The following is a 20,665-nucleotide window of genomic DNA, read 5'->3' as shown; positions in this document are numbered from 1 at the left end:
GACCCTCAGGAGACATGACCGATGACGCAGCAGGACCTTCCTCCCCCTCAAGACCGCATCGCCGAGCTGCCCGACGGCATGCGCCTGCACTACCTGGACTCGGGCCAGGGGCCGGTGGTGGTGTGGCTCCACGGCAGCGGGCCGGGGGCCAGCGGCCATAGCAACTTCAAGGGCAACTACCCGGCCTTCGCCGCCGCCGGCTTCCGCAACATCGTGCTCGACCTGCCCGGCTTCGGCCGCTCGGACAAGCCCGCCGACGCCCACTACAGCCTGGACTTCTTCGTGTCGCGGCTGTCGGCCTTCCTCGATGTGCTCGGCATCGAGCGCTGCACCCTGCTGGGCAACTCCCTCGGCGGCGCGATCGCCCTGGGCCAGGCGCTGGCCCGCCCCGAGCTCGTCGAGCGCCTGATCCTGATGGCCCCCGGGGGCGTCGAGGAGCGGGAAACCTATTTCCAGATGGAAGGCATCAAGCGCATGGTGGCCACCTACGCGGCTGGCCCGATGGGGGTGGAGCAGATGCGCCACGTGATGCAGCTCCAGCTCCACGATCCGTCCCAGCTGGACGACGCGCTGCTGGTCGAACGCGCCGCGGTGGCGGCGACCCAGCCGGCCAACCTGTTCTCGACCATGCTGGTGCCCAACATGACCGAGCGGCTGCACGAGCTGCGCTGCCCGATCCTGGGCTTCTGGGGCACCAACGACAACTTCAACCCGGCCAGCGGCGCGATGAAGATCCTTGACCACGCCCCCCAGGCCCGCTTCATCATGCTCAACCGCTGCGGCCACTGGGTGCAGGTGGAGCACGCCGACCTGTTCAACCGCAGCTGCATCGATTTCCTGACGCGGGGCTGAGCACCATGGGAACCTTCGACAATCTCCTCCGCCCCGGCCGCATCGGCCGGATGGAACTGCGCAACCGCATCGTGATGGCGCCGATGGGCTCCAACTTCGCCGAGTCCGACGGCACCTGCGGCGAGCGCATCCAGGCCTACTACGAGGCCCGCGCCGCCGGCGGCGCCGGGCTGCTGATCATGGGCGTGTGCGCCATCGCCTACCCGGCCGGCACCGCCGAACCCTTCCAGGTGGGCGTCTCCGACGACCGCTTCGTGCCCGGCCTGAACGCCCTGGCCGAGCGGGTGCATCGCCACGGCGCCAAGGTGGCCATGCAGCTGCAGCACGCCGGCAAGACCTCGGTGCGCGACCTCGCCGAGGGCCGCGAGCTGTGGGTGCCGTCGATACCGCCGCCCCTCAAGACCGACATGATGCAGGCCCTCACCCGCGAGGAGCTGGGCGCCTTCATCAGCTCGTCCAAAGGCCGCGAGAAGGCCGGCGTGAAGATCCGCGTCATGGACAAGGCCGACATCGCGCAGATGATCGAATGGTTCGCCGCCGCCGCGGATCGTGCCAGGCGTGCCGGCTTCGACGGCGTGGAGATCCACGCCGCGCACACCTACATCATCGCCGGCTTCCTTTCGGGCTACTTCAACAAGCGCGACGACGAATACGGCGGCTCGATCGAAAACCGTGGCCGCTTCCTGCGCGAAGTGATCGCCGCCGTCCGTGAGCGCGTCGGCGCCGACTACCCGGTGTGGCTGCGGCTCGACGCCTACGAGCTGCGCATGGACGGCGGCATCACGCTGGAAGAGGCCAAGGTCTTCGCGCGCATGGCCGAAGCCGCCGGCGCGGACGCGGTGAGCGTCTCCGCCTACGCCAACACCAGCACCGGCGTGGCCTTCACCGAAGCCCCGCTGGTGCAGCAGAAGGCGGGCTTCCTGCCGTGGGCGGCGGAGATCAAGGCCGCGCTGCAGATCCCGGTGATCGCCGTCGGGCGGCTGGAGCCCGAGGTGGCCGACACCGCCATCGGCGCCGGCCAGTGCGACTTCGTGGCGATGGCCCGCAAGCTGCTCGCCGACCCGGAGCTACCGCGCAAGCTGGTCGAGAACCGGCCGGAGGACATCCGGCCGTGCATCTACTGCTACGCCTGCGTCAGCCAGATCTTCGTCAACCAGCGCGTCAAATGCGCGGTGAACCCGCTCACCGGCCACGAGTTCGAGACCCGCCTGAACCCGGTCGACACGCCCGCCCACGTGGTGGTGGTGGGCGGCGGCCCGGCCGGCATGGAGGCGGCGCGGGTCGCCGCCACCCGCGGCCACCGGGTGACCCTGCTGGAGCGCAGCGGCCGGCTCGGCGGCACCCTGTTCTTCGCCGGCCTGGCCTACGCCGAGAACGGCGCGCTGCTCGACCACCTGGTCCGCCAGGTGAAGAAGCTGCCGATCCAGGTGATGCTCAACACCGCCGCCACCCCCGGGCTGATCCGCGAACTCAAGGCCGACACGGTGATCGTGGCCACCGGCGCCGAACGCAGCGCCCCGGCCATCCCCGGCGCCGAGCAGGACCACGTGTGGTCCGGCGACGAGCTGCGCCGCCTGATGACCGACGACCGGGCCGAGGAGATCGCCAAGCGCAAGCTGTCCTTCGCCCAGCGCGCGCTGATGAAGGCCGGCAGCCTGGCCGGCGTCACCGACAGCAGCGATGCCATCCAGAACCTGTCCCGCCTGTGGATGCCGCTGGGCAAGCGCGTCGCGATTGTCGGCGGCGGGCTGGTCGGGCTGGAGCTGGCGGAGTTCCTGGTGGACCGCGGCCGCCAGGTGACGGTACTCGAAGAAGGCCCCAGCCTCGGCCGGGAGCTGTCGATCGTGCGCCGCTGGCGGGTGCTCGACGGCCTGCGCCAGCACGGCGCCGAGCTGCAGACCCAGGCGACGATCAACGAGATCGGGCGGAAGGCGATCAGCTACACGACCCAGGAAGGCGAAGCCCGCAGCCTGGCGGTGGATTCGGTGGTGCTCGCCATCGGCGCCCGCCCGGACGACCGGCTGGCGAAGGAGCTGGAAACCGTCAAGGTGCCGGTGATCAGCATCGGCGACGGGGCCGCCATCGGCTACATCGAAGGCGCGCTGGCCTCCGGCTTCGCGGCGGGCAACCGGGTCTGAGATCCGTCGCAACACGCATCACCCTGCGCCGCCCGGCGCAGGGCTTTCAAGACATCGACAAGACGGACCTGAGCGCGCCGGCCCCCGGAGCGCGACCGGGCTCGCCTTGCCCACTTTTCGCACGCCGCCGGCGGCAGCCCCGCCCCCCACCGCGCCGGCTCACAGTACCTACCTTAGCGATTTCGAAGGCCATATTTAAGAAGCAGAGGAATTAGCAATTCCTGATTTCATCTGATATGTTAAATGTGTTTTTCTATAGAGAGTTAGGTTTTGGAAATCGAACTAGACAGGCCATCAAGTTTTTTGGGGAATGCACTTGGACGAGCACTGCCGTTGTCCGTGTTCTTCAATGGGAAGAAGGTCGGTTCTGTGAAGACGGGCGAATCCAAGGCGATTGCCTTGCCAGACATCGACGGCATCCTCCAAGTCGGAATCACCAAGGCTGACGAGGGGCTTGAACTGCCGCACAGCAGCGGCAATCAAGACATTTCGGGGTGCTCCGTTTCCAGTCCCGGATACAGAATCCGCGCCTCCGACGCAGGCAAGCGGCTTGAAGCAGGGACGAACATGTGGGTCGTTCTCGATGTCATCAGCCTCTGCTACATCCCCTATTTCAGACGCAGAGTGTTCTACATCCGTTGAGAGCCCGCCGATGGCTGCCACCAGAAACCGTCTGGCGGACAGCTCCTTGCCGTCGCGGTCGATGATGCGGTGCCACGCGGCGGAACTTGCCCGCTCAGTTCTCCAAACGGCTGCAATAGGCGTTTGCGTTATGGATGGGAACCGTCCCCTGCTTTCTTTAGCATGGCTTCATCGAATACGCCAAGCCGCCCTACCCTAAGCCCTCACTCCCGCGGCTTCATCCGCAGCGCCGCCACGGTGGCGAGCAGGAAGGTTACCGTGAGGAGGATGAAGGCTTCCGAATAGGCTGCGTCGATGCCCTCGGGCGTCGCACCGTAAACGGTGATCCGCCACTCCACGAACACCGCGACGATGGCGATGCCCAGCACGCCGCCGAGCTGGCGGACGTAGTTGTTCACCATCGAGGCCTCGCCCATCAGGCGGGGCTGGAGGTGGCGCAGGGTGGCGACGGTGAGGGCCGGGATGATCAGGCCCAGCCCGATGCGGCCGATCACGGTGTCCCACAGGATCTCGGCGTAGCTCACGGCGCTGCCGCGCCAGCCGAAATACAAGAAGGACAGGCCGAAGACCAGCAGGCCGGCCACCGTGATCCAGCGCGGCGAGTGGCGGTCGGCGAGCATGCCGGCCAGCGGGATCGCCACCGCCAGCACGAAGCCGGAGGGCATCAGCGCCAGCCCGGCGGGGGTGGCACCAAAGCCGAGGGCGTTCTGCAGGAAGACCGGGATCAGGTAGCTCGAGGCATACACCCCGACGCCGTAGGCGAAGGACACCACGATGCCCATCGCAAACGAACGCTCGGCGAACAGCTCCAGCGAAAATATAGGCACCGTCGCGCGCCTGGCGTGGCGCACGAACAGCCCCGCCGACAGCAGCGCGATCGCGGCCTGGGCCACGCTCCAGGCGGCCAGCAAGCCGGCTTCCCGCAGGCTCGACACCCACTCGATCAGGGCCAGGGTCATGGCGCTCAGCAATGCCACGCCGTACCAGTCGAAGGGGCGCCGCGGGGTGCTCTCCTCCCGGGGCAGGAGGTGCGCGGCCAGCACGCCGGCGAGCACGCAGAAGGGGACGCTGAGCAAAAATATCGACTGCCAGCCGAAGTGCTCCAGCAGCATGCCCGCCAGCGTCGGCGCCACGGCCGGGGCCAGCACGATGCCGAAGCTCAGCAGGCCGGTCGCCCGCCCCTGCCGGCTGGGCGGGAAGAGGCGCATCACCACCACCATCGACAGGGGTTGCTGGACGCCGGCGGCGGCCCCCTGCAGCAGGCGGATCACCACGGTACCCGCAAAGTCGCTGACCAGCGCGCCGGCCAGGCTGGTGAGGCCGAGGAAGAACACCGTCCCCAAAAAAACCCGCCGGAAGCCGAAGCGCTCCAGCAGCCAGGGCGTCGGCAGCATGGCGAGGGTCATCGCCGCCATGTAGCCGGTGATGACCCACTGCACCCGGTCCTGCCCCATGCCCCAGTAGGCCCCCATCGCCGGCACCGCCACGCTGAAGCTGGTGGTGGCGAGCACCGCGGCGATCACGCCGATCGCCACCGTGAACAGCGCCAGCCAGCGGTAGCGCTCGCCGTGGCGGGCGAACAGCTCGTCCCGGCTGGGGGCGGCGGGGAGGAGCAGGCTCAGCATCGGGGCGCCCGACACCGCGGGCCGACGCCGCGGCTCACGTCAGCGCCCCGCGCCGGCGTCGGCGTAACGCTGGCAATGGAAATCGCCGTCGCCGAGGCAGGCCTGGGCCACCCGGATGCGCTTGAGGAAGAGCCCCACGTCGAGCTCGTCGGTGACGCCCATGCCGCCGTGCATCTGCACCGCCTCGCGGCTGACCAGGTGGGCCACCTCGCCGGCCTTCCACTTGGCCAGGCTGGCCAGGCGGGCCCGGCCGGCGGCGTCGAGCGAGCGGTCGTCGAGGGCGGCGAGGCCGGCCATCACGGTGCTGCGCGCCAGTTGCAGGTGGGTGAAGCACCACGCGGCGCGGTGCTGCAGGGCCTGGAAGGAGCCGATCGGCACGTCGAACTGCACCCGCGTCTTGAGGTAGTCGACCGTGGTGTCGAAGAGCGTCTGGGCGGCGCCCAGCAGCTCGGCGGCCAGGCACACGCGGCCGCGGTCGAGGGCGGCATCCAGGGCCGCCCAGGCCTCGCCTTCGCCGCCCACCAGCGCGGACGCCGGCAGCTGCACCCCGGCGAGGCGCAGCCGGGCGTGGTTGCGGGAATCCACCAGCTTCACCGGCGACAGCTGCACGCCGGCCGTGGCCGCGGGCACCAGGAACAGGCTCAGCCCGGCCGTCTCGCCGGGCGTGCCGGCCGTGCGGGCCACCACCACGAAGGCTTCGGCGCCGAGGCCGTCGACCACGAAGACCTTGTCGCCCGTCAGCACCCAGCCCTCGCCCTCGCGGCGGGCGGCCAGGGCGGTGCCGGCCGGGTCGTGGCGGGGCTGCTCATCCAGCGCCAGGGCGATGCGCCGCTCGCCGGCGATCAGGGCCGGCAGCCATTCGGACTGCTGCGCGGCAGAGCCGGCCAGCTCCAGCACCGAACCGCCCAGCACGACGCTGGACAAGAGCGGCGCGGCGCCGAGCTTGCTGCCGATCTGCTCGAACACGGCCCCCAGGCCCTTGCAGCCGAAATCGAGGCCGCCGAGGGCTTCGGGGAAGGGGATCGCGCTCCAGCCGAGGTTCACCATCTCCTGCCACAGGGCCGGGTCGAAACCCTCGGCGCTGCCTTCGTCGCGCAGCCGGCGCTGGGCGCTGACCGGGCTCCGGGCGGCCAGGAACTCGCTGGCGGTGTCGGCCAGCAGACGCTGCTCTTCGGAATAAACCAGACTCATGACCACCGCCTCCTCACTTGCTCTCTTTGCCTTCGGGCAGCTCGAGCACCCGCTTGGCGATGACATTCAGCTGCACCTCGGACGAACCGCCGGCGATGGTCTGGGCGAAGCTGCCCAGCCAGGCCTTGCACAGGGCCAGCTCCGGGTCGGTGAATTCGTCCCCTTCCCAGCCCAGGGCGCGGTGACCCATCAGGTCGAGGAGGATCTCGAACTTGTCCTTCTCCTGCTCGGAGTGCACCAGCTTCATGATCGACATCAGGCCGGACACGTTCTGGCGGGCGCGCATCTCCTCGCCCATGCGCTGCACGGTGAGGGTGTAGCTGTGCTCCTCCATCGACATCGCCACGGCGCGGGCGCGCAGGGCGATGTCGGCCGGCGCGTTGGTCTGCGGCAGGTAGCGCTCGGCCAGGCTCATCAGATCGAAGTGGGTCGGCAGGCTGAACTCACCGAACTTCGACATCGCCCGCCGTTCGTGCTGGAGCAGCGCCTTGGCCAGCGTCCAGCCGCCGTTGAGGGGGCCGAGGAGCTGGCCCTTCGGCACCTTCACGTTGTCGAAGAAGACCTGGCAGAACGACGACTTGCCGCTGATCAGGTCGATCGGCGTGACGGTGATGCCCGGCGAGCGCATGTCCAGCACGATCAGGCTGATGCCGAGGTGCTTGGGCACCGCCGGATCGGTGCGCACCAGGGCGTACATCCAGTCGGACTTGTCGCCGTAGGAGGTCCAGATCTTGGTGCCGTTCACCAGGAAGTGGTCGCCCTGGTCCACCGCCGAGGTCTTGAGGCTGGCCAGGTCGGAGCCGGCGTTGGGCTCGGAGAAGCCCTGGCACCAGCGGATCTCGCCGCGGGTCATGGGCTTTAGCAGGGCCTGCTTCTGCTTCTCGGTGCCGAACTCCAGCACCACCGGGCCGAGCATCCAGATGCCCAGGTTGATCTGCGGCGGGCGGCAGTGGAGGCGGCGCATCTCGGCCTCCAGGATCGCGGTCTGCTCGGCGCTGAGGCCGCCGCCACCGTAGGCGGCGGGCCAGTCCGGGGCGAACCAGCCCTTGTCGCGCATGCGCTCGAACCACAGGCGCTGGTCTTCGGACTGGAAGCTCAGGTTGCGTCCGCCGAAGACCAGCCCGCCCTCGGGCGTCGGGGTGCGCATGGACGGCGGGCAGTTGGCCTCCAGCCAGGCGCGGACTTCCTTGCGGAACTCGTCAGTCGTGCTCATTGCTTTTTCCTTGTCTGCCCGGGCTCAGGCGGCCCGGGGCATCCCGAGGCCGAACTGGGCGATCAGCCCGCGCTGGATCTCGTTGGTGCCGCCCCCGAAGGTGAGGGTGACCGAGGCGCGCACTTCGTATTCCAGCTCGCCGAGCAGCAGCGCCGCCGCCGAACCGGCACGCACCAGCCCGCTGCCCCCGACGATCTCGGAGAGCTTGCGCAGGATCTCGATGGCCGACTCGGAACCATACACCTTGGTGCTGGAGGCGAGGGCCACGTCCATCCGGCCCAGCTCCAGGTCGGCGGCGATGCGGAAGTTGATCAGGCGCATGGCCTCCAGCCGCGCGTAGCACTCGGCCAGCTGGCTGCGCACCCAGGGGGTGTCGATGGCGCGGCGGCCGTTCTCGTCCCTGGCCTTGGCCCACAGGAAGACGCGGCGGAACAGGCCCACCACCTTGTCGGACCAGGCGCCCAGGCCGAGCCGCTCGTGGTTGAGCTGCGAGGTGACCAGCTGCCAGCCACCGTTGAGCTTGCCCACCAGCATGTCCGCCGGAACCTTCACGTTGTCGTAATAGGTGGCGGCGGTGGGGTTGCTGCAGGTGGGGATCACCGTGTGGGAGAAGCCGGCCTCCCGGGTGTCCAGGATCAGGATCGAGATGCCCTTGTGGCGCGGCAGGTTGGGGTCGGTGCGGGCGGCCAGCCAGATGTAGTCGGCCGCCTCGGCGCCGGAGGTCCACAGCTTGTTGCCATTGACCACGAAGTGGTCGCCTTCCAGGCGGGCGGTGGTCTTCAGCGCGGCGAGGTCGGAGCCGGCGCCGGGTTCGGAGTAGCCGATGGAGAACAGGATCTCGCCGGCGGCGATGCCCTGCAAAAACTGGGCCTTCTGCTTGTCGGTGCCGAACTCCATCAGCGCCGGGCCGACGGTGCTGATGGTCACGAAGGGCAGCGGCGCCCCGGCGATGTTGGCCTCTTCAAAGAAGATCAGCTGCTCGGTGGCCGCGTAGCCCTGGCCGCCGTGCTCCTTCGGCCAGCCGAGGGCCAGCCAGCCGTCGCGGCCGATCTTGCGGATGGTGTCGCGGTACAGGTCGCCCCCTTCCATGCCGCGCAGGGCGGCGCGCAGCTCGGGGGTCATCAGGTTCTGGAAGTAGTCCCGCACCTTGAGGCGCAGGGCGTGCTGCTCGGGGGTCAGATCGACGAACATGGCATCCTCCTCAGGCACAACCCAGGATCAGGCCGCTGGTGGGCACGCCGGTACCGGCGGTGACCAGCACGTTTTCCACGTCGGCCACCTGGTTGGCCGCCGTGCCGCGCACCTGGCGCACCGCCTCGGCGACGCCGTTCATGCCGTGGATGTAGGCCTCGCCGAGCTGGCCGCCGTGGGTGTTGATGGGCAGCTTGCCGCCGCGGGCGTGGTGGCCGGCGCGGATGAAGTCCTTCGCCTCGCCGCGCTTGCAGAAGCCGAACTCCTCCAGCTGGGGCAGCACGAAGGGAGTGAAGTGGTCGTAGATCACCGCCGTCTGGAAGGCGTCGGGGCCGAGGCCGGACTGGGTGTAAAGCTCCTTGGCCACCACACCCATCTCCGGCAGGCCGGTGATGTCGTCGCGGTAGTAGGAGGTCATGCTCTGCTGGCCTTCGGTGATGCCCTGGGAGCCGGCCTTGATGATGACCGGCTTCTGCTTGAGGTCACGGGCCCGCTCGGCGGAGGTGATGACCATCGCCACCGCGCCGTCGGATTCCTGGCAGCAGTCGAGCAGGCGCAGCGGCTCGGCGATCCACTTGGAGGCCTGGTGCTCTTCCAGGGTGATCGGCTTGCCGTGGAAGAAGGCGGCCGGGTTGGTGGCGGCAAAATCCCGCGCCGCCACCGAGACGCGGCCGAAGTCCTCGGAGGTGGCGCCGTAGGTGTGCATGTAGCGCTGGGCAAACATGCCCACCCAGGCGGCCGGGGTGTGGAAGCCGTAGGGCATGTACCAGCCGTAGTTCACGTTCTCGAAGATCGGCGTGGCGCCGAAGCCGTAGTCGCCGGTGCCGAAGCGGTACCAGGAGCGCTCGTTCATGGCCCGGAAGACCACCACGGTCTTGGCGATGCCGGTGGCCACGGCCATCGCCGCATGCACCAGCGGCGCGCAGGCGGCGCCGCCGCCGTGGGGGATCTGGGAGAAGAACTTGACGTTCTTGCAGCCCAGCAGGCGGGCGATCTCGTACTCCGGCACCTTGTCCATGGTGTAGGAGCTGAAGCCCTCCACCTCGCTGGGGTCGATGCCCGCGTCGGCCAGCGCGGCCAGCACGGATTCCATGGCCAGGCGCAGCTCAGTGCGGCCGGAGTTCTTGGAGAATTCGGTGGCGCCCAGGCCGACGATGGCGGCGCGGCCGGCGATGTTCATGTCGTTCATCTGCATCCCTCTCCCGCTCAGGGCAAGGCCAGCGTGGCCGTGCCGGTCACGTGGTTGCCCATGGAATTCTTGCCCTTGAGGCTCACCACCACCGTGCGGCTGTCCGCGTCGGCGTGGGTCACCTCGCCCGTGAAAGTCATCGTGTCGCCCGGGTAGTTGGGCGCACCGAGCTTGATCCTGAGGTCCTTGAACACCGCCGCCGGGCCGGCCCACTCCTCGACGTAGCGCTGGGCCAGGCCGCTGGTGGTGAGGATGTTCATGAAGACGTGGGGGGAGCCGAGGGCCCGGGCGGCGTCCTTGTCGTGGTGGCCCGGGAAGTAGTCCCGGGTGGCGATGGCGCCGCTGGCGATCAGGGCCACGGTGATCGGCACCGCCAGTTCCGGCAGGCTGTCGCCGGGGCGCACTTCATCAAAGCGTCGGGTGTTCTGCGAGGTCATATTTCCATCCCAGCGTGTCGTTGTCGGCGAGCCAGTCGCCCAGGCGTTCGAGGGTGGCGGCACTGCCGCCGAGGGCCAGGCCGAGGGCCCGGCTCCAGTAGAGGTAGCGGTGGATCGGGTAGGTCAGGTCGACGCCGATGCCGCCATGCACGTGCTGGGCCCGGTGGCCCACCCGGTGGCCCGTCTCGCAGGCCAGGTAGCGGGTGGCCAGGGCCTCGGGGCCGGCCGGCAGGTCGGCGTCGAGGCGGTACACCAGCTGCCACAGGGTGGAGCGCAGGGCCTCGATGTCCATGTGGGCGTCGGCGAGGCTCATCTGCACGGCCTGGAAGCTGCCGATCGGGCGCTCGAACTGGACCCGCTCACTCACGTAGGCCACCGTACGGCGCACCTGCTCGGCGCTGACGCCGAGCTGCAGGGCCGCCAGGGCCGCGATGGCGCGGGGCTCGAGCCAGGCCAGGGCCGCGGCGGGCAGCACGTCGGCGGCGCCCAGCAGGACGCCCCGGCAGTGCAGCTCGGCGACGCCTTCGCCGTGGGTGAGCACACCGGGCAGCTTGTCGAGGCCCTCGGCATCCAGGCGCAGCAGCACGAGGCGCAGGCCGTCGGGGGTGGTGGCCGGCACCAGGGCCGCCGCCGACTCCATGCCCAGCGGCAGGGCCGGCACGCGGCCGTGGAGGGCGAAGCCGTCGCCCTCGGGGCGGGCCTCCAGCGCCACGCCGGTGCTGCCGGCGAGGCCGTCCAGCGCCAGGCTCAGCAGCGCCTCGCCGGTGGCGGCCTGCTCGACCAGGGGCTGGTGGGCGGCGGCGCCGAAGCGGTCGAGGGTGGCCGCGGCGAGCTGGTGCCGCCCCAGGGGCACCATGCCGAGGCCGCGCCCCTGGGCTTCGAGCACCAGCATCAGCTCGGTCATGCCGAGGCCGCTGCCGCCGGCCGCTTCGGGGATGGCCAGGGCGTGCAGGCCGGTCTCGACGCACTTGGCCCACAGGTCGGGCATCCAGCGCTCACCGGAGCTGGTGAAGGCGCGCAGGCGGTCGTCGCTGCACAGGTCGCCGAACAGGCTGCCGGCCATCTCGGCGATGGCGCGCTGGTCGTCGCTCAGTTGAAAGTCCATGGACGTCTCCTCAGGGTTCGAGCGGGCGGAACATGGGCAGGGTCAGGCCGTCGTCGAAGGTCTGGAACTCCACCTTCACGCGCTGCCCGATGCGGATCTCGTCGCGCTTGACGCCCACCAGGCCGGCGATCAGGCGCACGCCTTCGTCGAGCTCGATCAGCCCGATCGGGTTGGGGTAGTCGAAGGGCGGCACCTCCGGGTAGTGCATCACCACGAAGGAGTAGAGCCGGCCCGTGCCGGCGGCCTCGACGTAATCCCACTCGAAGGAATGGCAGCTGGAGCACACCGGGCCCGGCGGGTGGCGCAGGGTGCCGCAGCCCTTGCAGCGCTGGATGCGCAGCTGGCCGGCGTCGGCGCCCTCCCAGAAGAAGCGGGTGTCGTCGCTGATGCCGGGCTTGGGCCGCTTGTACTTGGGCACCGCGGCGGCGGCGCTGCCCTCCTCCACCGGCTTGACCGGGTTGGCGGGGCGGAACTTGAAGACGCGGAACAGCAGCGAGCCCACCTTTTCGTCGCCCTCCGGCTTCTCGGAGAAGAAGCTCATCACCAGGGTCACGAAGAAGCCGGTGCCCAGGGCGGTGGTCTTCTGCTCGCCCACCGAATCGAGGCGGGTGGTGTAGTAGAGGCGCTCGCCCGGCTTCACGTAGCGGTCGAAGCTCAGGTCGGAGTTGACCGCCACCACCGAGGCGTAGCCCTGGCCTTCCATCAGCTTGAGGACCTCGTAGGGGTTCTCGGTGGTCGAGCCCGGCGGATAGTTGTTCATGTGCAGCCCCTCCAGGCACCAGGCCTGGAGCATCGCCGGCGGCGCCACGATGCCGCCGTGCTCCGTGCCGGCCGCGTAGGCGGCGTCGGTGTAGAGGGGGTTGTTCACCCCCATGACCTCGCACCACTGGCGGATCATGGGCTCGTTTACCTGATCCCAGGCGTAGACCCGGCCGTACTCGCGGCCGACCATTCCACGCACCTCGGACATCCAATCCTGTTCAGCCAAGTTCTGTCTCCTGCACGTTAAGGGTTGCCGGAGGCGTGGTCCCGCTGCGGCATGCCGCCGGTGCCCGCCTCCTGGTGTCGCTTGCTCAATCGGTCCTGCTTGCCGCCAGAAACGCCGGGCGCTCGCCGCCCCCGTTGACCAGCAGGTTGGCCCCCGCCGCGTAGCTGGCCAGGGGCGACGCCATGAAGAGGCAGGCGTTGCCGATGTCTTCCGGGGTGGCCAGGCGGCCGGCGGGAATCGTCGCCGCGACGGCGGCGATGCCGTCCTCGTCGCCGAAATGAAGATGGGACTGCTCGGTGCGGACCAGCCCGGGGCTCACCGTGAGCACCCGCACCCTGGGCGCCCACTCCACCGCCAGCGAGGTGGCCAGGGACACCACGCCGGCCTTGGCCGCGCCGTAGGCGGCGGTGCCCGGCGACGGCCGCAGGGCGCTGATGCTGCCGATGAAGATGATCGTGCCGCCCTCCGGCTGGCGCTGCATGATGGCGTTGGCCTGCTGGGCCACGTGGAGGGGGGCGATCAGGTTGAGGCGGATGATGCCCTCGTGGAAGCGCGGCGACGCCGTGTCGGCCAGGGCGTGGGGCGCCCCGCCGGCGTTGTTGACCACCACGTCGAGGCGGCCGTGGCGCGCCACGATCTCCGCGAAGAGGGCCTTCAGCGACTCCAGCTCGCGCACGTCGGCGGCGATGAACTCGGCCCGGGCGCCGCCGGCTTCCGGCAGCACCTCCGGGGCCTGGCGCCCGCACACCAGCACCTGCGCACCGGCGGCGAGGAAGCAGCGGGCAATGCCTGCACCGATGCCCTTGGTGCCACCGGTTATCAGCACCACCTTGCCGCTGTAATCGAGGGCCGGGGCCTGGGTCCGCGGGTCTGCCCTATGCGGGTCTGCCATCTCTGCGCTCCTTTGCTTCTGTAGTTGAGCTGGAGTCTAGGCACTGGCCGGACGCGCTTCGTCGTCTGAACGGACGATGGACGATGGGCCGGGCGGCGACAGTCGACCGGCGGCTGGTCCGAATTGACGATGCCCGCCGGCGGCGCCTCCTTAGACTGGAACGCTCGACAACACCGCCAGACCAATGGAGACGACATGAACAAGGTGGCATTCATCACCGGCGCCAGCCGGGGCATCGGCAAGGCCACGGCGCTGGCGTTTGCCCGCGCCGGCTACGACCTGATCATCAGCGCGCGCACCCTGGAGGACGGCGAGCGGCACAGCCACGGCCTCTGCCGCGCCGACGGCAGCGCCCTGCCCGGCAGCCTGGCCAGCACCGCCGCCGAGATCCGCGCCCTGGGCCGGCGGGTGCGGGAGATCCGCCTCGACCTGCTCGACGACAGCTCGGTGCTGTCCGCCGCCGACGTGGCCCTGCGCGCCTTCGGCCGGGTCGACGTGCTGGTGAACAACGCGATCTACCAGGGCAGCGACCTCAACCTGCCCTTCCTCGAGCTGGAGCCGGCCACCCTGAAGCGGGTCTACCAGGGCTACGTGCTGGCCCCCTTCCTGCTGACCCGGGCCATCGTCGCCGGCATGCTGGAGCACGGCGGCGGCACCGTCATCAACGTGACCTCCGGCGCCGGCGAGAGCGATCCGCCGGTGCCCGCCGCCCGCGGCGGCTGGGGCTACGCCTACGGCGCCGGCAAGGCCGCCGTGTCGCGCCTGTCCGGGGTGCTGGTGACCGAGCTCGGGGCCCAGGGCATCCGCGCCTTCACGGTGAATCCGGGGGTCGTCGACACCGAGGCCCTGCAGGCCACCATCGGCGCCAAGGGCGTGCAGGCCCTCGGCGGGCGGGTCGCCCCGCCCCAGGTGCCGGCCGACGTGATGGTGTGGCTGGCCACCTCGCCCGAGGCCGATGCGCTGCAGAAACGCACGCTCAATGCCCAGAACCTGGCCAAGGAGCGCGGGCTGGGCCAGGCCGCGGCCTGAACCGCCGCCGCCCACCTGAGGCGCGGCTCAGGCCGCGTCCAGGGCGGTCCGTCGCAGCATCACCACCTGGCTGTCGAAACTCACCAGGGTGTCGCCCTTCTGGTTGAAGAGCTCGAAGCGGGTGATCAGGATGCCCCGCTCGGGGCGATGGCTGCGGCGGCGCTCCACATGCACCACCCGCACCCGCAGCTCGTCGCCGACCACGCCCGGGCGATGGAAGCGCAGCTTCTCCCACCCCCGGCTGGCGATGGACGAGGTGTCCTCGCTGAGGATGCTGTGGCTCAGCCGGATGGTGATCGACAGCAGATGCACCCCCGCCGCAAACAGGCTGCCGACCGGCGAACTGGCCGCGGCGGCTTCGTCCACATGGGGCGGAAAGGGGTCCCACTCGGTGGCGAAACCCTTGATGTTGTCGGCCGTCAGCGTGTAGCTGGCCGGCGAGACCACGGCTTGAAAGAGCGGGATGTCTTCCCAGTAGAGCACGGGCTTCTCCTTCGGTCAGGTGGCGGTGGGGTAGTCGGTGTAGCCCGCCGCGCCGGCGGTGTACAGCGTGCGGCGGTCGAAGCCGGCCAGCGGCAGGCCGGCCTGCAGGCGCTCCACCAGGTCGGGGTTGCCGATGAAGTGGCGGGCGAAGGACACCGCGTCGCCCTCCCCGGCCGCGATGGCCGCGCCGGCCGTGGCGCCGTCGAAGCCGTCGTTGAGGATCAGCCGGCCGGCGAAGTGCTCGCGCCCGAGGGCGAAGGCGTCGATGTCGGCAACCGGCGCCCGCATCACGTGCAGGTAGGCCAGGCCCAGGGCGGCGGCCTGGCGGGCGAGTTCCCGGTGGGTCCCGGCCGAGTCGTCGTCGGTGATGTCGTTAAAGCGGTTGCCCGGGTTCATGCGCAGCCCGACCCGCCCGGGGCCGATAGCCTCGGCCATGGCGGCCAGGCATTCCACCGGGAAACGCACCCGGTTGGCCAGGCTGCCGCCGTAGGCGTCGCTGCGCTGGTTGCTGCCGGTGGCCATGAACTGCATCGGCAGGTAGCCGCTGGTGCAGTGCAGCTCGACCCCGTCGAAGCCTGCGTCGATGGCGTTGCGGGCCGCCTGGGCGAACTCCGCCACCACGCCGCGTACCTCGTCGGTCGTCAGCGCCCGGGGCGTGTCGCAGGGCTGCATGCCGGCGGCGTCGGTGAAGATCTCGACCTGGGCCGGGATGGCCGACGGCGCCACCGTGTCGACGCCCTCGGGCTTGATGTGGCGGCTGCCGATACGCCCGGCGTGCATCAGCTGCAGCACGATGCGCCCGCCGCGGGCATGCACCGCGTCGGTCACCCGGCGCCAGCCGGCGATGTGGGCCGGGGTCACGATGCCCGGCTGGCGGCAGTAGGCCTGGCCGGCCGCGCTGGGCCAGGCGCCCTCCGCGACGATCAGGCCCGCCGCGGCGCGGGCGGCGTAGTAGTCCACCATCAGGTCGCCGGGGGTGCCATCCGGGTTTGCCCGGTTGCGGGTCATCGGCGCCATCACGACGCGGTTGGCGAGCGGCAGGTCGCCGAGCTGGAGCGGGTCGAAGAGCGTGGCCATCAGCATTGCTCCCTTACAGCGCGGTGACCAGCACGGCCGAGCGGCCGCCGTCCACGGGCAGCGCGGCGCCGGTGACGTAGGAGGCCTCGTCGCTGGCCAGGAACAGGATGGCGTTGGCCAGCTCGCGGGCCTGGCCGACCCGGCCCAGCGGGATGAGCTTTTCGGTGCTGGCTTTGGCGGCGGGGTCGGACAGCATGCCGGCGGTAGCCGGGGTCTCGACGACCGCCGGGATCACCACGTTCACGCGGATGCCGTGGGCGGCGCCCTCGGCCGCCGCCGCGCGGGAGAAGTTGATCACCGCCGCCTTGGCCGCCGAGTAGCCGGCCATCCAGGCCGTGCCGAGGGTGCCGCAGATCGACGAGAGGTTGACGATGGCGCCGCCGTGGGCCTTCATCAGCTGCAGGGCGCTGCGGGTGCCCCAGAAGGTGCCATCCACCGAGGTGGCGAAGTTGGCCTGCCAGTCCGCGCTGCTCATGCTCTCGATGGGGCCCCAGGTGTAGGCCATGGCGTTATTCACCAGGATGTCGAGGCGGCCGTGGCGGCGGGCGCAGTCGGCCAGGGCGGCGGTGAAGGCGGCTTCGTCGCTGACGTCGGCCACCACGGCCTCGGCCTGGCCGCCGGCGGCGCGGATGCGGGCGACGACCTCGTCGAGGGGTTCCTGGCGGCGGCCGCAGATCACCACCCGGGCGCCCTCCTCGGCGAAACGTTCGGCGGTGGCGGCGCCGATGCCGGAGCCTCCACCGGTGATGAAGGCGATCTTGTCTTGCAGGCGTGCGGTCATGGGGCGTGCTCCTTGGAAGATGGGCAAAGGTCGGAAGCGGCGCTCAGGGGCGCCGGTGGGTAACGCGGGTGAGCAGGGTCACCGAGCGGGCCGGGTCGATGCAGTCGGCCACCGCCCGGGGCAGGCGCGCCGGCAGCGGGGTGGCGTCAAAGGCGCGCACCGCGTCGGCGGGGCCCGGGTACCAGGCCTCGAGGATCAGCGCGTAGTCGTAGCCCGGCGGCGGCGTGCCCTCGACCCGGTTGAGGACCAGCCGCAGGGCGGCGCCGAAGGCCGGATCGGCCAGCCAGCGGGCGGCGTCCGCCTCGGCCAGGGCCCGCGCCAGGGCGTCCGGAGCGGTGCCTTCGCGCAGGCCCAGGAAGGCGACGACCATGCAGTCGGTGGGCTCGCCTTCCCGCAGCACGGCCTCTTCGGCGACCAGGGTGAAGTTGCGGACGTAGGTGGAGAACACCCGCGGCTCGTCGGGCCGCATGATGCGCAGGGTCTCCTCGTCGCTCCAGATGTCGTCGGCGGCCTGGCGGTCGCGCAGCACGAGCAGGTTCACCCCGTCGTAATCGGCCGTGGCGCCGGGCAGCCGCGGGGTGTTCTCCAGGTCGCGGGAGCACTGGCGGACGCTCTTCACCTTGTCCCGCACGTTGGTGCAGCCGGCGCCGAGGGCGGAGTGCTCCCGCCAGGCCTGGGGAAAGTCCTCGGGGGCCAGCGCCGGGTTGCGCCGGGCCAGGTAGATCATCTTCCAGGCCATCAGCGCACCCGGATCTTCGGGTCCGGCGCGCCCTTGCGGAGGGTGGCCAGGAAGGCTTCCGCCGGGGCCGGGGCGGCCACCTCGGGCAGGCTGTCCTTATCCGGGCGGGCGGCCCAGAAGGCCTGCCACGACGGGAACAGGTCGTGGAAGGTGCCGGGGTAGGGCTCGCGGCCCGGCCAGCGCATCTTGCGCTCGCCGATGGGGGGCTTGTTGAGGTCGGTGGCGTACCAGTAGCACGGCAGGCGGCGGCGGAAGTACCACTGGCCATCGATGCGCTCGTAGTCGTCCCAGTAGAGCATCTGCATGATCACCCACTCGGGGCCGGTCTCGTGCTCGTTCTTGGAGTAGACGACGCCCACCGCGTGATCCGGGTCGATGAACTCGATGATGTGCTGGCCCACGTGGTGCGAGGTGCCGGTGAACTGGTTGCGCAGGGTCTCGTCCACCCAGGCCTTGAGGGCGGCCCGTCCGGTGCCCTTGCGGCCCACCTGGATGTCGGGGGCGAAGAGGTTCACGTGGGCGTCCAGGTCGCGCATGTCGAGCGACAGGGAATACTTGCCGGCGAGCTGGCGGATCGCCTCGATGGATTCGAGGCGATCCACGCGGGCGGCGAGGCTTGCGTCGGTCATGGCGGGCCCGCTCACAGGAAGCTCATGCCGCCATTCACGGCGAGGTTCTGGCCGGTGATGAAGCCGGCCTCGTCGCTGGCCAGGAAGACGGCGGCGGCGGCGATCTCCGCCGGCTCGCCCATCCGGCCGAGGGGAATGGCGCGGATCATGGCCTGGGTCCATTCGTCGGGGATGCCGGCCATCATCGGGGTGTTGGTGGGGCCGGGCACGATGGTGTTCACGCGGATGCCGCTGGCCGCCAGCTCGCGGGCGGCGCTGCGGGTCAGGCCCATCACGCCGGCCTTGGAGGCGCAGTAGTGGGCCGGGCCCTCGCCCGAGAAGGCGGCGGTGCTGGAGACGTTGACGATCGCCCCGCGGGCCCCGCATTGCTGCATCAGGCGGGCGCCCTCGCGGCAGCACAGGAAGGTGCCGGTGAGGTTGACCCCGATCACCCGGACCCAGGCTTCGTCGGGGGTCTCGACGAAGGCATCCATCGAGCCGATGCCGGCGCTGTTGATCACCACGTCGAGGCGCCCGAAGCGGGCCTCGACGGCCTGGAAGGCCGCCACCACCGACGCGCTGTCGGCCACGTTGCAGCCCACCGCCAGGCCCCGCTCGCCCAGTTCGGCGACGGCCCGGGCGGTGGCCTCGGCGTTGATGTCGGCGGCCACCACGCGGGCTCCCTCGGCCGCGAAACGCTGCACGATGGCCAGCCCCATGCCCTGGGCTGCACCCGTAACGAATACCACCTTGTCGGAAAACTTCATGCCGGCCTCCACGATACTTTGAGTGAATGGGGTGGGAGCTGCCGCCCCCGGATGGAGGCCATCATTAGCCCTGGGCGCCTTCGGGGCATCGTCCAGGCTGACTAGATGCAGGCAGAAAACGGCCGCTGAGCGCCTTCCCCATGCCGGCAAGCCCCACGGGCACCCGCCTTCGCGTCCGTACCGCCGCGCCCCGGCACCGGGCAAAAGAAACGGGCGGCCCGCCCGAAGGCTGCCGCCCGCCGATGCACCGCGCCGGATGCCCAAGGCAACGCAGGGCCGCCCCACTCCTTGCCCCCCACGGAGGGCGGAGCCCGGCCCCGGGGATGCTCAGAGCCCCATGCGCCGCGCGGCCTCGGGGCCGAAGTCGCGCTCGGTGAACTTGCCCTGGTTGAGCTTGTAGGCGCCGGGCTGCTCGTTCACCAGGTTGAAGGCGAGGTAGGTGCCGGCGTTGAGGTCGTGGTAGAGGCCCACCCCGGCCTGCCAGGTGTTCATCTCGTAGGCATAGAAGTAGTTCACCACCGAGGTGCGCCACAGCTCGCCGCGGCTGTCGTAGTTGTCGGCCATCAGCATGAACCAGGTGTCCTCGTCCACGTAGAGGGTGCGCTTGCTGTAGAGGTGGCGGTAGCCGTCCTTGAGGGTGCCCTCCACCACCCACACCCGGTGCAGCTCGTAGCGCAGGGCGTCCGGGTTGAGGTGGCCCGGGCGGATCAGGTCGGCGTACTTGAGCTTGTCGGAGTGCAGCCGGTAGGCGTTGTAGGGCACGTACAGCTCCTTCTTGCCGACGATCTTCCAGTTGAAGCGCTCCGGCGAGCCGTTGAAGAGGCGCACCTCGTCCACCGCGATGGAGCCGCCGGTGCCCGGGAAGGGCATGTCGAAGCCGTAGCCCGGCGACTGCCGCACGCGCCGGGTGCCCGGGTCGTAGCGCCAGCTCTGGCGGGGTTCCTTGGCGAAGTTCCAGAACTCGGTGCCGGTGTTCACCTCGCCCTTGTCGCGTTCGGGCAGCAGGGTCTCGTTGAGGTAGTAGGACGAGTTGCCCACCGTGCGCCCCTTGCGGCCGGGCTCGACGCCCGGGGCCAGGTTGCGGGAGCGCACCCGGCCCCAGTTCACCTTGCCGTCGGCCAGCACGTAGGCGTTGTCGGAGACCAGCTCCTCGGTCCACGCCCGGTAGGGCATGGTGGCGTTCCACAGCAGCTCGAGGCCCGACTTGGGGATCGGGAACAGCACGCCGCCGCTGGCCCCCGTCACCCCCTCGCCGTTGTCCACCAGCTCGGCGCCGGCGGCGTTCTCGAGGGCGACCTTGCAGACGGCCTCCGGGAAGCGGAAATCCCGGTGGCTGGGATAGACCGCGATCTTGTAGGTGGCCGGGTAGCGCTTGAACAGCGCCTTCTGCCCCGCCGACAGGCGCTGGGCGTACTGGGCCATGTTGGCCGCGGTGATCACGTAAAGGGGCTTTTCGGCGGGGTAGGGGTCGACCGGGTGGAAGCCGGTGCCCTTGAACTCCACCCCCGGCGGCACGCCCAGCCACTTGCCGCTCCAGGGCGGAATGCTGCCGTCGGCGTTGCCGGCCTTCTCGGCGCCGACGCAGGTAAGGTCCTTGCCCAGGCGGGCGATTTCGTCGGGCGTGGCCCTGGCGTGGGCGCCCTGGGCCGCCAGCAGCGCGGCGCCGAGGATCAGTGCGGAAATCGGCTTGCTCATGTGGATGTCCATGGTCGTGTGCG

At 70.3% G+C, this 20,665-nt stretch carries 20 protein-coding genes; 4 read left to right on the top strand and 16 right to left on the bottom strand.

The window, feature by feature from the left end; genetic code table 11:
• Positions 1-21: 21 nt before the first annotated feature.
• From ACE3OU_RS12860 to ACE3OU_RS12850, 3 genes are all read left to right on the top strand, one after another.
• The gene (locus ACE3OU_RS12860; RefSeq protein ID WP_374241956.1) at positions 22-852 is read left to right on the top strand and encodes an alpha/beta fold hydrolase; all 831 of its coding nucleotides are present in this window, start codon (positions 22-24) and stop codon (positions 850-852) included.
• 5 nt (positions 853-857) lie between these two features.
• Entirely contained in the window at positions 858-2,990 is a 2,133-nt protein-coding gene (locus tag ACE3OU_RS12855) for an FAD-dependent oxidoreductase (RefSeq protein ID WP_374241955.1), read from the top strand.
• Between the two features lie 270 nt (positions 2,991-3,260).
• Positions 3,261-3,632, top strand: a complete 372-nt coding sequence (locus ACE3OU_RS12850) for a hypothetical protein (RefSeq protein WP_374241954.1) — start codon at positions 3,261-3,263, stop codon at positions 3,630-3,632.
• A gap of 203 nt (positions 3,633-3,835) precedes the next feature.
• Here ACE3OU_RS12850 and ACE3OU_RS12845 read toward each other — a convergent pair whose 3' ends face one another.
• The 9 genes from ACE3OU_RS12845 to ACE3OU_RS12805 all read right to left on the bottom strand — a co-directional run bounded on the left by ACE3OU_RS12845 (position 3,836) and on the right by ACE3OU_RS12805 (position 13,463).
• Positions 3,836-5,257 carry a DHA2 family efflux MFS transporter permease subunit gene (locus ACE3OU_RS12845; RefSeq protein ID WP_374241953.1) on the bottom strand — a complete coding sequence of 474 codons (1,422 nt, stop codon included), beginning with the start codon at positions 5,255-5,257 and terminating at the stop codon, positions 3,836-3,838.
• 39 nt (positions 5,258-5,296) lie between these two features.
• Entirely contained in the window at positions 5,297-6,448 is a 1,152-nt protein-coding gene (locus ACE3OU_RS12840) for an acyl-CoA dehydrogenase family protein (RefSeq protein ID WP_374241952.1), read from the bottom strand.
• Between the two features lie 13 nt (positions 6,449-6,461).
• A complete protein-coding gene (locus ACE3OU_RS12835) occupies positions 6,462-7,661 on the bottom strand; it encodes an acyl-CoA dehydrogenase family protein (RefSeq protein ID WP_374241951.1) in 1,200 nt (399 codons plus the stop codon).
• A gap of 24 nt (positions 7,662-7,685) precedes the next feature.
• Positions 7,686-8,852 (bottom strand): acyl-CoA dehydrogenase family protein, encoded by a 1,167-nt coding sequence (locus tag ACE3OU_RS12830; RefSeq protein ID WP_374241950.1) that lies wholly within the window; start codon positions 8,850-8,852, stop codon positions 7,686-7,688.
• Positions 8,853-8,862: 10 nt separating this feature from the next.
• Positions 8,863-10,041, bottom strand: a complete 1,179-nt coding sequence (locus tag ACE3OU_RS12825; RefSeq protein WP_374241949.1) for a lipid-transfer protein — start codon at positions 10,039-10,041, stop codon at positions 8,863-8,865.
• Positions 10,042-10,058: 17 nt separating this feature from the next.
• Complete coding sequence (locus ACE3OU_RS12820; protein WP_374241948.1) at positions 10,059-10,478, bottom strand: MaoC family dehydratase; 420 nt, start codon at positions 10,476-10,478, stop codon at positions 10,059-10,061.
• Positions 10,450-11,583, bottom strand: a complete 1,134-nt coding sequence (locus ACE3OU_RS12815) for an acyl-CoA dehydrogenase family protein (RefSeq protein WP_374241947.1) — start codon at positions 11,581-11,583, stop codon at positions 10,450-10,452. The genes ACE3OU_RS12820 and ACE3OU_RS12815 overlap by 29 nt, the downstream gene beginning before the upstream one ends.
• Positions 11,584-11,593: 10 nt before the next feature.
• Positions 11,594-12,571: an OB-fold domain-containing protein gene (locus ACE3OU_RS12810; RefSeq protein ID WP_374241946.1), complete on the bottom strand. Its 978-nt coding sequence runs from the start codon at positions 12,569-12,571 to the stop codon at positions 11,594-11,596.
• Between the two features lie 85 nt (positions 12,572-12,656).
• Entirely contained in the window at positions 12,657-13,463 is an 807-nt protein-coding gene (locus tag ACE3OU_RS12805; RefSeq protein WP_374241945.1) for an SDR family oxidoreductase, read from the bottom strand.
• Positions 13,464-13,658: 195 nt separating this feature from the next.
• Here ACE3OU_RS12805 and ACE3OU_RS12800 point away from each other — a divergent pair, with 195 nt between their 5' ends.
• Positions 13,659-14,492 carry an SDR family NAD(P)-dependent oxidoreductase gene (locus tag ACE3OU_RS12800; RefSeq protein WP_374241944.1) on the top strand — a complete coding sequence of 278 codons (834 nt, stop codon included), beginning with the start codon at positions 13,659-13,661 and terminating at the stop codon, positions 14,490-14,492.
• Positions 14,493-14,519: 27 nt separating this feature from the next.
• Here the strand turns inward: ACE3OU_RS12800 and ACE3OU_RS12795 are convergent, their stop codons facing one another.
• The 7 genes from ACE3OU_RS12795 to ACE3OU_RS12765 all read right to left on the bottom strand — a co-directional run bounded on the left by ACE3OU_RS12795 (position 14,520) and on the right by ACE3OU_RS12765 (position 20,642).
• Entirely contained in the window at positions 14,520-14,975 is a 456-nt protein-coding gene (locus ACE3OU_RS12795) for a MaoC/PaaZ C-terminal domain-containing protein (RefSeq protein ID WP_374241943.1), read from the bottom strand.
• A gap of 15 nt (positions 14,976-14,990) precedes the next feature.
• Positions 14,991-16,052, bottom strand: coding sequence for an alkene reductase (locus tag ACE3OU_RS12790; protein ID WP_374241942.1), 1,062 nt, complete (start codon positions 16,050-16,052; stop codon positions 14,991-14,993).
• A 13-nt stretch (positions 16,053-16,065) separates the two neighbouring features.
• A complete protein-coding gene (locus ACE3OU_RS12785) occupies positions 16,066-16,833 on the bottom strand; it encodes an SDR family NAD(P)-dependent oxidoreductase (protein ID WP_374241941.1) in 768 nt (255 codons plus the stop codon).
• A gap of 43 nt (positions 16,834-16,876) precedes the next feature.
• The gene (locus ACE3OU_RS12780; RefSeq protein ID WP_374241940.1) at positions 16,877-17,572 is read right to left on the bottom strand and encodes an EthD domain-containing protein; all 696 of its coding nucleotides are present in this window, start codon (positions 17,570-17,572) and stop codon (positions 16,877-16,879) included.
• Positions 17,572-18,201, bottom strand: coding sequence for a nuclear transport factor 2 family protein (locus ACE3OU_RS12775; RefSeq protein ID WP_374241939.1), 630 nt, complete (start codon positions 18,199-18,201; stop codon positions 17,572-17,574). Before ACE3OU_RS12775 ends, ACE3OU_RS12780 begins: the two co-directional genes overlap by 1 nt.
• An 11-nt stretch (positions 18,202-18,212) precedes the next feature.
• The gene (locus tag ACE3OU_RS12770) at positions 18,213-18,947 is read right to left on the bottom strand and encodes an SDR family NAD(P)-dependent oxidoreductase (protein ID WP_374241938.1); all 735 of its coding nucleotides are present in this window, start codon (positions 18,945-18,947) and stop codon (positions 18,213-18,215) included.
• Between the two features lie 327 nt (positions 18,948-19,274).
• Complete coding sequence (locus ACE3OU_RS12765) at positions 19,275-20,642, bottom strand: DUF1329 domain-containing protein (protein WP_374241937.1); 1,368 nt, start codon at positions 20,640-20,642, stop codon at positions 19,275-19,277.
• Between the last annotated feature and the right edge of the window lie 23 nt (positions 20,643-20,665).

This window comes from Zoogloea sp. (genome assembly GCF_041908905.1).
GTDB lineage: Bacteria > Pseudomonadota > Gammaproteobacteria > Burkholderiales > Rhodocyclaceae > Zoogloea.
Note: the sequence above shows the minus strand (reverse complement) of the source record. Positions and strands in the feature narration are given on the sequence as shown.

Coding starts and splice junctions, on each gene's coding strand:
- ACE3OU_RS12785 (WP_374241941.1), bottom strand. CDS start 16,833: ATGACCGCACGCCTGCAAGACAAGATCGCCTTCATCACCGGTGGAGGC.
- ACE3OU_RS12830 (WP_374241950.1), bottom strand. CDS start 8,852: ATGTTCGTCGATCTGACCCCCGAGCAGCACGCCCTGCGCCTCAAGGTG.
- ACE3OU_RS12765 (WP_374241937.1), bottom strand. CDS start 20,642: ATGAGCAAGCCGATTTCCGCACTGATCCTCGGCGCCGCGCTGCTGGCG.
- ACE3OU_RS12825 (WP_374241949.1), bottom strand. CDS start 10,041: ATGAACGACATGAACATCGCCGGCCGCGCCGCCATCGTCGGCCTGGGC.
- ACE3OU_RS12800 (WP_374241944.1), top strand. CDS start 13,659: ATGAACAAGGTGGCATTCATCACCGGCGCCAGCCGGGGCATCGGCAAG.
- ACE3OU_RS12815 (WP_374241947.1), bottom strand. CDS start 11,583: ATGGACTTTCAACTGAGCGACGACCAGCGCGCCATCGCCGAGATGGCC.
- ACE3OU_RS12780 (WP_374241940.1), bottom strand. CDS start 17,572: ATGGCCTGGAAGATGATCTACCTGGCCCGGCGCAACCCGGCGCTGGCC.
- ACE3OU_RS12820 (WP_374241948.1), bottom strand. CDS start 10,478: ATGACCTCGCAGAACACCCGACGCTTTGATGAAGTGCGCCCCGGCGAC.
- ACE3OU_RS12855 (WP_374241955.1), top strand. CDS start 858: ATGGGAACCTTCGACAATCTCCTCCGCCCCGGCCGCATCGGCCGGATG.
- ACE3OU_RS12790 (WP_374241942.1), bottom strand. CDS start 16,052: ATGGCCACGCTCTTCGACCCGCTCCAGCTCGGCGACCTGCCGCTCGCC.
- ACE3OU_RS12770 (WP_374241938.1), bottom strand. CDS start 18,947: ATGAAGTTTTCCGACAAGGTGGTATTCGTTACGGGTGCAGCCCAGGGC.
- ACE3OU_RS12805 (WP_374241945.1), bottom strand. CDS start 13,463: ATGGCAGACCCGCATAGGGCAGACCCGCGGACCCAGGCCCCGGCCCTC.
- ACE3OU_RS12860 (WP_374241956.1), top strand. CDS start 22: ATGACGCAGCAGGACCTTCCTCCCCCTCAAGACCGCATCGCCGAGCTG.
- ACE3OU_RS12840 (WP_374241952.1), bottom strand. CDS start 6,448: ATGAGTCTGGTTTATTCCGAAGAGCAGCGTCTGCTGGCCGACACCGCC.
- ACE3OU_RS12775 (WP_374241939.1), bottom strand. CDS start 18,201: ATGACCGACGCAAGCCTCGCCGCCCGCGTGGATCGCCTCGAATCCATC.
- ACE3OU_RS12835 (WP_374241951.1), bottom strand. CDS start 7,661: ATGAGCACGACTGACGAGTTCCGCAAGGAAGTCCGCGCCTGGCTGGAG.
- ACE3OU_RS12845 (WP_374241953.1), bottom strand. CDS start 5,257: ATGCTGAGCCTGCTCCTCCCCGCCGCCCCCAGCCGGGACGAGCTGTTC.